At 62.3% G+C, this 15643-nt stretch carries 5 protein-coding genes; 4 read left to right on the top strand and 1 reads right to left on the bottom strand.

Annotated features, from left to right (window positions below):
* Window positions 1–210: 210 nt before the first annotated feature.
* Window positions 211–3963 carry a hypothetical protein gene (locus ACYQ6J_RS08515; protein ID WP_460183757.1) on the top strand — a complete coding sequence of 1251 codons (3753 nt, stop codon included), beginning with the start codon at window positions 211–213 and terminating at the stop codon, window positions 3961–3963.
* Window positions 3950–11833 carry a hypothetical protein gene (locus tag ACYQ6J_RS08510; protein ID WP_460183756.1) on the top strand — a complete coding sequence of 2628 codons (7884 nt, stop codon included), beginning with the start codon at window positions 3950–3952 and terminating at the stop codon, window positions 11831–11833. The genes ACYQ6J_RS08515 and ACYQ6J_RS08510 overlap by 14 nt, the downstream gene beginning before the upstream one ends.
* 72 nt (window positions 11834–11905) lie before the next feature.
* On the opposite strand, the gene ACYQ6J_RS08505 is transcribed toward ACYQ6J_RS08510, so the two are convergent.
* Window positions 11906–12946 carry a DUF1559 family PulG-like putative transporter gene (locus tag ACYQ6J_RS08505; RefSeq protein ID WP_460183755.1) on the bottom strand — a complete coding sequence of 347 codons (1041 nt, stop codon included), beginning with the start codon at window positions 12944–12946 and terminating at the stop codon, window positions 11906–11908.
* A gap of 186 nt (window positions 12947–13132) precedes the next feature.
* Here ACYQ6J_RS08505 and ACYQ6J_RS08500 point away from each other — a divergent pair, with 186 nt between their 5' ends.
* Together ACYQ6J_RS08500 and ACYQ6J_RS08495 are read left to right on the top strand one after the other, a co-directional pair.
* Complete coding sequence (locus tag ACYQ6J_RS08500) at window positions 13133–13966, top strand: hypothetical protein (protein WP_460183754.1); 834 nt, start codon at window positions 13133–13135, stop codon at window positions 13964–13966.
* Between the two features lie 30 nt (window positions 13967–13996).
* Window positions 13997–15574: a hypothetical protein gene (locus tag ACYQ6J_RS08495; protein WP_460183753.1), complete on the top strand. Its 1578-nt coding sequence runs from the start codon at window positions 13997–13999 to the stop codon at window positions 15572–15574.
* Window positions 15575–15643 lie beyond the last annotated feature (69 nt).

The raw sequence follows: 15643 nt of genomic DNA, 5'->3' as shown, positions 1-15643 counted from the left end.
CCGGATTGCTTTGGTAACTCTGGGAAAAACTCGGAGATCGCCCCTCCGACGCTTTCGACAAGGGTGGCGGAAAGCTACATTTAAGCGGCGGCGGTACGCCCGGTGTGGGACGCTATCGTCGCTTTTCCCGTTGCGGACTAAGGTGTTTACGCAGGTAATTGCCCCAGGTTGCGGACGGCTTTCGTCGTCGCTGTTACGAGGATGCTTTCGATGAACGCGCTCTTTCGGGGTCGGCGGATCATGTCAACGACGGGAACGTTGCGCGGCTGCGCCTTCGGCTTGATCCGGTCGATGTTGGCGTGTTGCGTGGCAACAGCCTTGGCGACCGTGCCGGTACTCGCGGAGGAGGGTTCGGGCGACGTCCCCGCCGTGCCTGCTTCGGCCACGTCGGGCGCCGCGGAAGAGTCGCCGCCGCTCGATGCGACGATTCGCGAGCAGACGATTTACGTCCCTTACGAGAAGTTCCGCCAAGTATTCGAGCAGGATGGACGCGGCGTCTTCCTGCCCTACGAGAAATTCCGCGAATTGTGGCAAGCCGCGCAGTCCGCGTTGCACCCGCAAGTCGAAGCGTCCCCGCCCGTCAATTTCCTCTTCCGGTCGGCGTCCACCGAGTTGGAATTGGGGAAGCAGGCGGTGCAGGGGACCATGACCTTGGACGTCGTGGTTCTGACCAAGGGCTGGCATTTGATACCGCTGCGGATGTCCGACGTGTCCATCCGACGGGCGAGCATCGGCGACGCGGCGGCCGACCTGATCTTCGAGCAAGGCTACTTCTTGCTGGTGTATCACGAAGACTCCGAACCGCGTGACGTACAGCTAGCCCTCGAATTTGCGAAAGGTATAGCTCACGATTCCGGCGAGCGAACGGTTACATTCGAGACGCCGCCCGTCCCGGTCAGTCGGTGGCACGTTCATACGCCGGAAGAAGGCGTTCGTATTGAAGTGTCGCCCGCCGCTACGCCGCCGGTGCCGGAAGTAAGCGGGGCCGATCCGGACGCCAATGGCACGGAGACCGCGACGGGGGATTCGGACGGCGGAAAAAAAGTCGGCAGCGAAGTGACGGCCTACGCCGCGCCCGGTTCCTCGGTAACGATCGGGTGGACGCCGACGGCGGAAGGGGCCGCCGGGCTGGAGGCCCTGGCCTCGGTCCAAGCGAGGGTCGAAGTCTTCGTGGACGTCACGCAGACCCGAATCCAGACGCAACTGGACTATTCGGTCAGCCGAGCGGAATTGACCTCCTTGCGAATTCACTTACCCAAGGGATGCTCGGTCGAGGGCGTTTTCGATCCCAACGTTCGTCGGTGGACCCGGAGCTTTCCCGAGGATTCGCCCGATGTCCAGCAGATCGACGTGGAATTATTCGAACCCGTGCGAAAGACGCAGCGGCTTTCCGTGATCTATTCCGTTCCCACGCAAACCGGCAAATCGACGGCCTTGCCCGTCATTCAGCCCGTCGGGGTGGGGCGGCACGAAGGCTATGTGGCCGTTCGATTGGGCGAAGGGCTGCGCGGAGAGATCTCGGATTCACGGGCGTTGATGCAGGCGGATCCTTCCGAACTTCCCGCCGCGAATCGACAGCAGGCGTGGGATTGGGTCTTTCGCTATATCGCGGTTCCCTATCAATTGGCCCTGCTCGTCGAGCCTGTATCGCCGCGCGTGACCGTTGACGAGACCGTGGAGTTGCACCTAACCGAGCGCGCTCTTCAACTCTCGATTGTCGGGGTTTTCAATATTGAGCGGGCCGGCATCTTTCAGGTGAATTGGGCGATCCCGCCCGGGTTCGAGGTGGCGCGCGTTCAGGCGCGAGCGGCGGAAAACGTCCCCGCCGTCGAGATCGCCGACTGGCGGGTCGAAGGCGAGGCGAAGGATCGGTTGACGATCAACTTTCGCAAACGAGCCTTGGGGCAGGCGACGGTGGAAATCCTCTTGACGCGAGAACTTCCCGAGGCGGAGCGTTTGGATAGACCGATGCAACCCCGGGAATGGAGTCTGCCGCTACCCCGAGTGGCGGCGGAATCGGTGGAGCGGAGCACGGGAAGGGTCACGCTGTTCGCGCCTGAGTATTTGCAGGTGGAAGTCAAGCCCGTCGCGGGATTGCACCTGATCTCGCTCTCGGAAATCCCGCCCCAACCGGCGGCGCCGGATCGTCCCGCCGGGCTTGCGCCGATGGTCGCTTATGCCTTCACGGAAGCTGCGTCCACGTTGGATGTGAAGGCCCAGCGGAGACGTCCGCAACTGAATCTTGCGCAACTGTTGGTCATGCGGATCGAGGACCGCGTGATCCGCTACGATTGCACGTTCTTTGGCGACGTGCAATTCAGCGGCATCCAGGAAGTGCGTATCGACGTACCGGAGAGCGTTGCCAACAAACTCCGCAATCAAACGCCGCAAATTCGAGAGACGCGATTGACGCCGCAACCGGCGGACACGGCGCCCGGCTTTGTCGCTTTCGGCTTCTCGGCCGCCACTGAATTGTTGGGCGAATTCACCATTCGGCTCACCTGGGAGGAACCGGTGGCGGGCGACTTGGATGAAGGCGCGAGTCTGCGCGTGACGGTGCCGCACCTGCAACCGCGCGGCGCGGACCAAGCGTGGGGGCAAATCGTCGTCGTGAAATCCGAGAACATCGAGGTGCGTGAGGCGGGCGAGACATCGGGCTTGCGGCCGATCGATCCTCAGCGGGAACTGATGCGCGGCCGAAACATGCCCGAGGCCGCCGGCGCGTTCGAGTTCACGGGAACTTGGAGCCTGGCGTTGGAGGCGCTGCGTTATCGCATCGAACCGGCGAAACAGGCGGCGATCGAGCGGGCGCTGGTTCGTATGGTCATGACGCGCGGCGATCGGATCGCCGTACAGGCCCTGTATCGCATCCGCAGCATGCAGCAAAGACTTGCTGTGGCGTTGCCGCCGGGCGCCGAGCCTGCGAACGAACAACGGCTCAACGGGAGACGCTTCGACCTCGAATTGGCGCCGGAAGCGACGCGTCCTAAGTCGGTCGCACCGGGCCGCGCGGTGTACTATGTCCCCTTGGCGCAGACCTCGCCCGACGAAGTCGCGGTGCTGGAATTGCGATACCAGACCGCGGCTCAAAAACCGGGGCTGATGATCCCCGAATTTCCCATCGACCCAGACGTGCAACCGTTGGCCCCGGCGATTCAACGTGTGTATTTGAGCGTGTACGTTCCCGAGGAAATGCGCGTCTTGACCCGGTCCGGACCGTGGACCGAGGAATTCGATTGGGAGATGGAACCGGGTCGGGGGCTTCAGCCTATGGTGCACGCGTCGGCCGATCCGAGTTCGCTGATCGATTGGGTGACGGAGGGAACGGATGTGCAAGTGGGAGATTTCGCGGTGGACGGAATGGGATTGGTGTATTCGTCCATCGATCCGCCTTCCGGCGTCCACGGGGCCCTGAAGCTGCGCATGTGTGACTACCGACTTTGGAACGCTTTGCTCATTGCCGGCGGATTGATCGTGGGTTTGTTGCTGCTTCCCTTGCGATGGGGGACACGGTTGTGGATCTTGGCTTGGCTCACGCTGGCATGGTGCATAGCGGCGGTCGTGTTTCCGATTGCCGCGGCGCAGATGGCGGACCGCACCTTGTTCCTGGTCGGTGTCGGCGTGGTCGTGGTGTGGCTGTTTTCTGATGCGTTGAGAAATCGTCCGAAAGGACCGCCCGGCGGTTTTGTTCCGGCTAAGGTGACGGGGGAACCGCCGCCCACACGCGGCCCTCTAGCCGCCGAAATGCCCCCGCTGCCCGCGGATTCGGCATCCGCGTTGGGCGGCAAGCGCGAAGACGCCGTGTTATCGGCGGCGGTGGTGATGGATGACGACGATGTCGTGATCGAAAAGCGGTCATCGGGCCATGAGGAAACGGATGCGGCCGATCCGACTTCGGCCAAGACGAACGCTTCTGAGACCGATCCGCGGCAGGAAGGAGAGCAGCGCCATGACCAAGAGTAATCCTTCCCGTGCGGCATGGAATCGAATGGCATCCGCGCGGCGGCACCGGCTGCTCGCGAGTTGCGCGGCAATATGGCTGGTCTTGCCGCTTGTGAAATCGCCCGGGTTTGCCGACGAGGGACCGCAAACGAACGGGGATCGTCCGGCGATTGACGTCCGAGAAATCTTCGTCCCTGAAGAGGAATGGGCGACCCTGCTGGAGAACCGTCCCGAGCGGGTTTTTCTATCCCGCCAAGAATATGACGAACTTCTGGCCAAAGCCCGAAGGACGCCGCCCGCTCCCGCCGCTCCTCGATCGTGGGCACTGACGGATGCGGAGTACGAGATCCGTTTCGACCGCGATCGGGCCTGGATCCAGGGCACGCTGCGTCTGCGGTTGCGTGCCGACGGTCTGCAAACGGTTCCGCTTTCCATGCGCGGGGCGGTCGTGCACTTGGCAAGAATGGACGACCAGCCCGCGGCGATCTCGCTCGTGCAAGAGAACGGTGCGCCGACCGCGATCGAGCTGTTCGCGGAAGGCGTAGGGGAGCACGTGTTCACGTTCATGGCTGCCGCAGCGCTTGAGGTTTCGTCAGTGCAGCAAAGTCTTACGGTGCGGCTTCCCAGGGCCGCGTCTTGCCGAACCGCGGCGGTCGTTCCGGGAGACGTGGAACTGAAATCCGGCGCCGTTGTCTTGGATCGGCGTTTGGAATCGAATGGCGATACCCGCTTCGATTTGGTTCTTCCTGACGAAGAGACGACGTTGGTACTGACCTTGAACAGCCGATTGCGGCAGGATCGCAGACTCATTCACGCGCGAAGCGTCAATGTTGTGGAGGTGGGCGAAGCCGCGCGGAGGATTTGCGGGGAGATCGCCTTCGACGTCCTCGATCAACCGGTATCGTCGCTGCGATTGTCGATTCCCGAGAGATACGCTGTGACCGCGGTAGATTGTTCCGCGGCGACGAAATGGCAGGAACAGCAGGCGGAGGATCGTCGCGAACTGACGATCGCTTTGCGAGAACCGACCGCCGGGCGGATTACGGTGCGGGTACAAGGCGTGCAAACAGGAACAAGCGAAACGGATGTGCCGATCGCTCTCTTCCAACCGCTGGATACGGCCTCGCACGCGGCGGTGGTTGGACTGATGCTGGACCCGAATTTGCGGGTGGAGAGCTTTCGTGAGGCCGGCGTGGTGCGGATCGACGGTTCCGCAGTCGCGGAAGTGCTCGCTCCTTTGACGGAGGGCACGGACGAGACATTGCGGGGCCGTTTGGTCGGGGCTTGGTACGCACCGTGGGGAGATCCGGCGGTGACGGTACGCGTGGAGCGTCCACAGCCTCAGCTCGACGCCTTGATGAACCTGGTATTCACGGTGAAGGAAACCGAACTGAGTCTATTGGGCGAGGTTTTTCTGACGCCGCTGGAGGAGAAACTGTACGAAGTGGTGCTGCTGCGACCGGCCGATTGGCACGTGACCCGGGTGACGCTGTCGGACGGTACGGCGGTGCATTTCGAAAGCTTTGGTCGGCTCGACGAAGCAGGGCGGCTTGTCGTTCGATTGCCTCAAGGCATCGCCGTGGGAGAGCAGACGCGAATTGATTTTCAAGCGGTGAGTACGGTGCCCGCTCGGTCCTGGGACGAGTCGGGCGAGGTCGTTTTCCCGGCCTTCCGCGTAGCTTCGGCGACGCGTGAGCGCGGGGCGGCGGCTTTGGTCATGGCGACCGATTTGGAGGTCGCGCCGATCTCGCTCGATCGTTTGGTACCCCTGAATGCGGCCGATCGCCGGGAATTCGGGCTTACGGCGGTGGAAACCGCTTTAGCGTATCGGATCGTGGAACAACCTTTCTCGGCGCGATTCCACGTGGTCAAGGCTCGACCGCGACTGAGCGCCGAATTGTTCCAATGCTTTCGATTGGAGACGGTGGCTTTGTACGGCCATGTCGAACTGGTCTATCGCGTGGAGGGCGCCCGGGAGGATGCCTTTACGTTCAGTCTGCCGCTTTCCGCGCCGGAGGGAGTGCGCGTAACAGCGGGCGGAGGACATGCGGTAAAGCAGGTGACGCATGAGGTCCGCGGCGAGCGGCGATACTGGACGGTTCGTTTGCAGGAACCGGCCCTCGGCGGGGTTCGTCTGGCCGTGGATTGGCGGCAAGAGTGGCAAGCCGGCGACGGCAAGGAAACGCCTCTGCCTTTAGCGACCTGCGACGATGTGGTTTATCAGACGGGGATCGTTTCGCTGGAGGCCACCTCGGAATTGGAGGTGGAGATGGTAGGTTCGGCTCGGCGGGTGGATGAAGGCGAATTGGCCGCCGCCGAATACCAGCCCGGGCCGGGTTTGTTAGCCGTCGTCAGCTATGGCGGAAACCCACCGCCTTTGGGGATTGAAGCCCGGCGCCACGAGGTGATGGAGACGCCGCCGGTACTGGTTCAAAGGGCTGCGATTCGGACGCAGTTCGACGTCGGCGGGGCCTTGGTGGGCCAGGCCGATTTCTTTCTGCTGACGGGGGGCGCGTCCCTGCGGTTGGAGATGCCGCCAAGCGGCGAATTGTGGACCGCGCTGTTGGACGGTCGTCCCTTGCGAGTGCGGCAGGTGGGAAGCGAGTACCGATTGGACATTCCCGCCGGCGACGTTCAAGCGTTACGGCATTTGCGTCTGGTGTACGGGCAGCGCTTGCGGGGGTTCGGTTTGCTGGGGACGGCGGAACTGCAAAGCGTCTGGCTGTCGGCGGTGGCCGGCACCGGACAAGCGGCACAACAACTTGCCTGCGCGGACTTGCAATGGGAGGTGTTGCTACCGCCGGGTTTTGCGGTGGTTCGCAGTCGCGGCAACGCCATGCAGATTCAGGCCGATCGTTCGCCGTTGTTGCTCACCGCGATCGACATTCTCAAGGAATTTCCTTGGATGATCGGTTGCGGAATGCAGGCCGCTCGGGAGTCGGCCCGGGACCGGACCGAAGCCGAGTTCGCGGAGCCGATGCCGCAGGCGGAGAGCGAGTCTCCGAAAGTCCATTTTTCTATGGCGGAGGAGGCGGCCGAGGATCAGAAATCGGCGGGTGAACTGGGATTAGCCCTCCAGTCGGAAAGGGACACGGCGATGGGGCAGGTCTTGGCCATGCCCGGCGCTGGTCCGGAAACGCCGACGGAAGGCCGCGCCCCGGGACTAGCGCCGCCCGCCGATAGGCCCGCCGCGCCGCCGGTCCCGACGGAACCGCAAGCGACCCAGGAGGCAGCGCCATCGACTCAAAGCCCCGTGGCGGTTCCCCCCAAGCGACGAATGCAGACGGGTTTCGGGCCGCTGCCCATCGAGTTGCAGACGCCCGAGGGATACCAGATCGTGAACTTGACCAATTTGGGGGCGCGTCCGACCGTACACATGACGCTCGTGCGGGCGTACGATGTGTTCGGTTTAGCATTTGCGTTGCTGGGAGGCATGGCGGCCTTGGTTATCAAGGTTCGGGCGGCGCGAAAAGGGCGTTTCGGCCACGGGCCGTTGCTGGGTCTCGTGGCCCTGGCGTCCTTGATTCCCCTCGTGCCGGGCCTTGAAATCCTCATGGCCGTATGCGACGGCTTCTTGTTGGGCGTCTTGGGGGTGTGGCTGGCTTGGTTCGTCTTGCCGCCGATTGCCGGGGCCTACAGATATAGCCGAACCAACCTATCGGCGGCTTACGGGTGGCTGCGTCGCGAGTTGAAGAGACCCTTCAAACGATCCTCCTGGATAAAGACGGGCGGAATGCTGGCACTTGCGGTTCTGCTCGCGTCGCAAGGCGGTCATGTTGTCGCCCAGGCGACCGGTGCGGACGATACGGCGGTCGTGGCCACGGACCCGTCGGGACGATTGACCGTTAGAATTCTCGGCGTTGAACCGCCGTTGAATCCACCCGACGACGCGGTCATTATCCCCTACGATCCGGCTAAGGGCTGGGAATCGGCGGGCGGGCGCGTGTTGATTCCTTTCGCCAAGTACGTCGAACTGTGGCAGGCCGTCGAAGGCGCGAATCAGGGGCAGACGCAACCGGCGCGATCCTTCGCGGTGGGCGGCGTAGCGTACCAAGGCATTCTCGACTCGGCCGAGGTCTTGCGGCTTCAGGGCGGTTTCGAGGTATTCGTATATGCTTCCAAACCGGTGCGCATCCCATTGCTGTTCGGCAATGCTTCACCGATCGCGGTACGGTTGGACGGCAAGGCCGCGGCACTGGAACCCGGTGAACCGGATGCGCCCCTGCCGCCGACCGTCGAAACTGCGCGGCAGCTAGTTGCGCGCGATTCGGCGACGCCGATGAACGCGCTGTTGTACGTCGCCGGCAAGGGCCGCCACCGCGTGGACATTGAAGTGCTGATCCCGCTGCAACGCACGGGTGGTTGGCGCAAGGCCGAGGCCGTATTGCCGTGTCCGGCGTCCGGGCTGTTGAAATTGACGGTACCGCAGGCCGGAAGCGAAGTGCTGTTTCCAGCCGGGACCGGACGCTTGAAGACGGTGACCGCGGCGGCGGATGCGTCGGTAGAAGGGACGCTTTTGCCTCCGGGCGCATTGTCACTCCAGTGGCGCCCCCAGGTATTCGAGGCCGTTGTCGATCCGTCTTTGGCGGTCCAATCCTTCGTCGTCGTGGATGTTCGCGAAGAAAATTTGTTGTGCCATTGGGCGGCCACATTGCGATTTCGTCAAGGCGAGCGTCGGAGCTTCGAATTCCTCGTTCCAAAGGATTGGGGCATTGAGCAAGTGGAAGGTGAAAACGTCAAGAGTTGGGACATGAAGGAGGCGGAGGGCGAGCGCCGTGTGGCCGTCATGTTGTTGGCCGCGGCCCGCGGAGAAGAAAGGATCGTGCTCCGTCTACGCCGATCGTTGCTTAAAGCGGGAGAGACGCAGGCGGAGTTCGAGGTTCCCAAGTTGGTGGTGGCGGACGCGGCCTCGCACGGCGGAAGAATCATTGTGCGGCGGAGTCCCTATTTGGAGGTCACGCCGTTGCGGACGGAGGCCGTCTCGGCGGTGCCGATTCCCGATCCCGCCAACTACGAATTAGCCGTGCGAAACGCCCCCGCCAGTCCGTTGGGCTTGCAACCGCAGGCGGCCTATTCGTTCTTTTCGAATGCGTATCGCTTGCTAATCCAGTCTCGAGTGCGCCAAACCGAGCAAACAGCCGACGTGCAAGCGGTGTTTCGCGTAGGATCCTTTCGCAGATCGTTGGAGGCGCGGATTGTCTGGCATGTGACGAATGTCCCCTTCTACCAAGGCGTCATCGTGCTGCCCCCTCGTATCCATCGCATCGACCAGGTGGAATTGCCGGGGGAAGGGAGTTGGGACGTTCAGGCGACGGATACCGAGACACGCGTGAGCGTTTTTCTCCAGGACGGCATCTTGGGCGACGTGCCGGTGGTGGTGCGTGCCACGTTGTCGGTCGAGGATACGCCCGCCGAATTGAGCGTGCCCGCGGTTCAGGTGCCGGGCGTGCGAACCCTGAAAGGGGAGATGGCAGTCAGGGTCGAGCCGCGCTATGGGGTCGAATTGAAGTCTAAGCGAGATTGCCTACCGATCCTCGTTTCCCGGTTGGCATGGTTGCCCGAAGATCAACGCAGCGACACCCAATTGGCTTTGGAATTCGGAAACGCGTCCTCGGAGGCTCTGATCGGTCTTCACGCTCGAACGCCCGTCGTCTCGTGTGAAACGATCGGGAACGTGCGCTTTACCGATCGTGCCGTGGAAGAGACGCTGCTGTTGGAGTTTTCGGTGGAGCAGGCGGGCATTCGCGGTCTGCGCTTTCGACTGCCTGCCGGTATGCGGGACTGCCGGATTCACGCCCCCATGCTGCGTTCCAAATCGGTCACACCGTGCGACGACAATCCGGATTCCGATGTACGGGTCACGATAGAGTTTCAGGATGAGCTGATGGGATTGTTGCGGATCTTGGTCGAACAAGACTTCGCCGTGACCGACGCGCCGCACCGGGCTTCGGTGCCGACCGAGATCGAGATTCCCGACGGTCCGCCGGTACGCGTGGGGATCCAGGCCGTTACAATGCAAAACGCCGGTCGCGACGAGGTGATCGTGGCGGAGTCCGAAGAGGTGGAGCAGGCCGGGTCCCAGCGGCGCGCTCAATTGGAGGAACGACTACGCGGGCCGGACGGTCCGCCCGTGCGACTGACCGACGCCTACATCATACGCGCCGGGGCGAATAATCCGCGATTGGCATTTCGTCCGCGGACTCGAACCACGCAGCGCAGCGGCGGGATTCGGATCCGCTTATCGGACGGCCTTCTGACCCTGGATGGGAACGGCGAGTATCGCGGTGCGCACCAGTATTGGATCGAGAACCGTCAGGAACAATTCCTGCGCATCCGATTGCCGGAGGGCGCCCGACTCTGGTCCGCTTCCGTTGATGGGCGTCCCGCCAAGCCGGTTGCCGACGGCGAGACCGCGGACCCGGACGTGGTTCGCATCCCCGTGGCGCGTACCGCCGAGGGTGATCTGCCGGTCAAGGTGATCGTCAAATACGGCGGTTCGGATTGGGTCGTCGGTTGGAAACGTCGTAAGGCGCTGCCTTTGGTTCGCACGCCCGACTGGACGCCGGAATGGTCGCAGCTTCGCGTTTACTCCAGTGATGATCGCGTGCTGTTTGATTTCGGAGGAACGGCGCGGACGGTTCCGGAAGGGGAACTGGCATCGGGTTTCGAAGGCTTCCGCCAAAAGCTCGCCGCTGATCTGATGGAGACCTTGAAGCAAGGCGACGACTATGCCCGAGTGCGGGCCGGATTGAATCTGCGGATGTTGGGAAAGCCCTTTTCGCGCGGTGCCTATCCCTCCGATGCCGGAGGGTATGATGCGTTTGATTTCGGCAGCGCCTTTCCCGGTTCGGGATCGGAGTATCCGACGGGCGAGATCGCGGACGCTTTGAGACAGGCTGAAACCGCGGCGACTTCGAATCGCAGCCTCGATAATCGCGCTCTGCTCGGCTCTTTGTACGAGAGTCAGCAAGCGGTCAGCGTCCGCGATAAGACGGACGAGAGTGTCGCCGCGTTTCGGCGGGAGATTCCAGCGAGCAAAGGCCGGGGGCCGGGGGCATCGTTCGACCAGTCGTGGTACGGGGCCGTGCCGGGGGCGGACAAAGCTGCGCCGAAAAGCGCCGCCGAGAGATTACCGGAGGGCAAGAAGGCTCCTTCGCCGACCAAAGCCCCGGCCAGGCAACTTCAAAGCCGTTTTGAAGTCGCCGAGAGTCGAGAGATGGAGCAACTTGAACGTCGCAGCGGCGCAAACGGGGCAAGAGAGGGAGGGACGGCGTTCGGTGCTTCCGGCGACACTTCGATATTGGAGCAAAACGCCGTCGAAACGGCTCGTCGTTATGAAGAACGTTACCAAATGCGGCAGCGAGGCTTGTACGAGTCACAGGAAAAAGCGAGCGAAAACCTGGCGACCGATGCCGCGAAGCGTAAGCAAGACGGGGTTGCCTTTGGGGGCGCCGCCGCGCCGGTGACTCAAGGCGGCGCCGGGGCGGGCAAGGCCGAAACCCCTCCCGCCGAGGGCACTGCCGTTGGATTGAAAGGACGCGCGACGCTGGACGTGGAAATCCCCACGAGAGGAAAGCTGTATTGCTTCATCGCCCCGCAAGGCGAGATGGAAGTTCAGGCCAGAGCGGTCCCCGGCTATTCCGTCGCCCGGTTGCGGCAAGCCGCCACGGTCGCGGTCGTGATCGCGGTGCTGGCAATCGTCCTTGCGGTCATGGGGCGCGCCTGGCGCTACCTATCCGGACATCGCGAACTCGCCTTCGCGATCAGCGTGGTCTCGCTGCTTTTGGTCTGTTTCACCGGCGTATTCGGGCTGCTATTGCTCCTGGTGTGTTTCTACTCCTTCGCGGCGGGAGTGGCGGGCGATCGGAAGGCCGCCGAAATGCCGGGTTGAAGGGGGGAATAGGGTTGGGATCGCCTGTAGGGGGTGGGGCAAGCTCGCGCCGATGAATGGCCGTCCGCTTGCTCACAGGCCGGACGTCACTTCTCCGCCGTTAATGGAGCCTAAGGCTCGCCACGCCTCTAGATCGACGGTTTGACCGACGAACCGAACGGATCCATCCGCGAAGCCGACGTTGACGCCGCCGGGGTGGTGGCTTCGGGCCATCTGCCACAAGGACTGCAAGGGTGACCATTTCGAGCAGTCGGGGACCTGAGAATTGGGTTCCCACCAGTGGTAATAGGCCGTGTAAAGGACGAAACCGTCGAACCATCGGGCCGCGCGACTGGGGCGAGACGCGACCGGTTGTCCGTATCGCATGCACCACTCTTTCGTCAGCGTCCCGCCCGATGAGCGGCTGGACTCTCCCACGATCACCAGGTCCTTGTTGCTTTGCGACAAAACGATTCCTCCCGACCAGGACATGTCCGCGTTGGGAAGTAGGCTCTCGGAGAACGCGGCGGTATTGCTGGTGCCATCCAGCACGTCGGCAAAGGTGACGGCGTAATTCCGTTTGAATAGTCCGTCGCCGTCGAACACGGCGGTACCGGAGGACGTCGGCGCACCCCGCCCCCAACAAGCCATGTAATTGGTGGACCCGTAATTCGGCTCCACACGGCGGCGAACGTCGCTGGGACAATAGAAGAAGCTAATGTCCAGACTCAGAGGCTGGACGTTGTCGGGATGGACGCCCACTCCGGGACCGTTGAAAACACCCGTATGACCGTACAGCGGCACATCCAAATTCAGGGATTGGTACGTGTTGTATTGCTCGATGTACGGGGTGAGCATGGCCATCGGTCCCCAGCGATACTGCCAGGCGGGAATGCTTTCGTAGCCTGGGCAGACTTTTTCGGGCGAACCGATGGGAAACCCGTTATTCACGTCGTGGAAGTTGTGCAAGGCCAAGCAAATCTGCTTGAGATTGTTCAAGCACTGGGAACGGCGGGCGGCTTCGCGGGCCATTTGCACGGCGGGCAAGAGCAGCGCGATCAGAATGCCGATGATGGCGATGACCACGAGCAACTCCACAAGCGTGAAACCCCGCCGAACGCGCGCTTTGTTCATGGAAATACCTCCGGGAGACTGGCTGGTAATACGATCACACAAAAAGTATTACTGTCCTTTGGTGCGGCGTCAAGCGGGCGGGGACCGTTGGGGCGCCGAAAAATGATGTTCCGGCAATCGAGTGGGGACCGTTACACTGTAGCCATGGCACGGTTGAACCCGAACTCGCAAGCAAGTTGAGGGGCGATGGTGGTCACTTACCGGTCGCATCCGTTACCGACGAAATTGACACATTGGGGCGCCGGTTTCGCCGCGCTGGCCGCGTTGAGCTATCTCGCGGTCGGGGCGCTGGGCGCCGTCCGCCCGGAGTTGGCGGTGCCCATCTCGGGTGCTCGGCACGCAGGCTGGCCTTTGCTGGGCGTTTTGACGGGCGTGCTGGTTTGGGCCATGACGTCCGCGCGACCCCTGGGCCGCGTCGGTCGCCGTTTACGCCGCATCGGCTTGAGGTTCTCCATCCTCTGGCTAAAGGCCGATCGGACGCACCGGTTGCTGATTGCCGCCATCATCGCCCACGTGCTCATCGGTTTGGGCTATTGGCTGGAGGTCCCCTGGGACGTTCGCGTTGCGGATGAGGAACTGCGTCTGGCATCGGTGAGTCCCGTCCGAAAGTTTCGAGGCTCCTGGGCGGCCAATGCTCCCTTTTGGACTGGCAGGGTGAACGACGAAACGCCTCCTGACGCCGAAATCTTGTTCCGCGGCGGATGGGAGGGGATGGTCTTCTCGTACGACGTGTTCCCGCGGCGAGTCTTCGCCCTGCCCGATGACTTGCAAGCCCTGGCCGAGCGGTGGCACAAGCACGCTTGGCTGGAAATGAGAACCGATGGGCGCTCGAACGCCGATGCGGCTACGGATCGGTTTTGGACGGCAGCCAACCGCTTTCAGTCGATTTCGGAAGCCGAATTCATCCGACGGTACGGCATCGACTTCGTCGTCACTTTCGACGAAAGTCGCCCATGCGAGTGCGGCATCCATCCCGTGCAGCAAGAATCGCGAAAGAATCCCGAAACAAAATCGCCGTAATCATCCTCTTCCGACCATGATGATTTGCCTATGACCGGTTCGCTTGGGTATACCATAGCCGTTTTGATCGTGTTGTGGTTGTCGGGCTATCCCATTGCGCGACTCTTGGTGCCCGCCGATCGGCAGCAAACGGCGGAATCGCTGCTGAGGCTCGGTGCTTCCTTGCTGTTGGGCTGCCTGTTGTTCTCGGTCCTCTTGTATTTGCGTTTGGCCGTTGGGGCACGCTGGACCGTGGCGTATTGGGTGGCGGTTTGGTCCGTCCACGCCGGGCTTGCCTTGGCCGCGATCGTGCTGCTCGTTCGAGATCGCCGGTACTGGATTGCGCTCTGGCGAAACGCGGCTCCCTCCGCGAGAATCGCCGTAGCCGCAACGGGAGCGGTTCTCCTATCCGCAGCGGTGGTGGGGGGGCATTTGGGGCTTTTGGGTTACGATGCGCGAGCGATCTACGGGCTGAAGGCCAAGGTCCTGGCCGAGCAAGGGATGCTCACCGACGTGGATTTCCGCGACGTCCATCGTCTCCATTTCATGCCCGGCTATCCCCTTTTGGTGCCGATATTGGAAGCCCAAGTGTTCAGGCTAAGCGGCAACGCAAGCGATCAAGGCCTGCCGCTTCTGTTTTGGGCATTCCTCACGGCGAACGTCATTCTTTGGGCAAGCTACGTGGCGAGGTTCGACCGGACTGCGGCGGCGTGGCTCACTCTCTTCTTTGCACTCACGCCCTGGCTCTGGAAATTCTCGGAGGGGGCGGGGCTGTCGGGTTCCGCGGATGTCGTCCTGACGGCCTACCTTTTGGCGGCGGCGGTATGCGCTGCTCGATCGACAACCGAAAAGGGCTATCGCTACGCCCTTGTGTGCGGTTTGGCGATTGCCGGGGCGATGGCCGTCAAGCAAGAGGGAGTCCTTTGGTGCGGCCTGATCTTGACGACTCTTGGTCTGACGTGGATCGTGGACTGGCGGCGGAGACGGTGCGCCCCGGCACGATCCGCGGGAGAATCGCTACTTGCTGAGGGAATCGGCACGAATGTCAACGTCGGCCGACGATGGAAGTCGCTTACGAATTTCGGCATCGTCACCGTAACGGGTCTATCGATGATCGTGCTTTTGCGAATGGTTCACGGCGACATTCCGCGCTCACCCCTGTACCGGTCGTATTTTCAGGCGCTGTCCTGGGATTGGCTGGGACATTGCGTCGGGCGAATACCACAAATCGCTTCATTTGCCGTCGCCGAGTGTGTCAATAACGTTTGGGGCTTCGGCTGGGGGGCGCTTTTCTTGTCGCTGATGCTGAAGCGCAACCGCCCGGTTTCGACCGAAGCGACCTTCCTAAGGTTGCTCACGACGCTGGGTGCGGCGTCCTACTTGGCGGTGTTTTTGGTGACACCGTATCCCCTTACCTACCACCTGTTTACGGCCTTCCGCCGGTTGATGTTTCACATCTACCCCGTCGCGATGCTGGTACTCGCCGAGCAAGTGATGGCCGCCGGTATTGTCGGCGAATTGGGTCGGGTCTTTCGTTTCGGCACGCTTCGAACAGCAAACGAGAAGCCTGTATCGAACAACGGGGTGGCGCAAACGCTGGGGCCGGACCCGCTTGAGAAAGCCGCATAGCCGCGGGCGCGACGGCGCCGCGTTCGACCGGTCGGTCCCTTGAATTGCTGCGTCCCACGTCTTTCAATG

This window comes from Thermopirellula anaerolimosa (assembly GCF_054657335.1).
The sequence above is the reverse complement of the archived record's forward strand: the minus strand, read 5'-3'. Positions and strand labels throughout refer to the sequence as shown.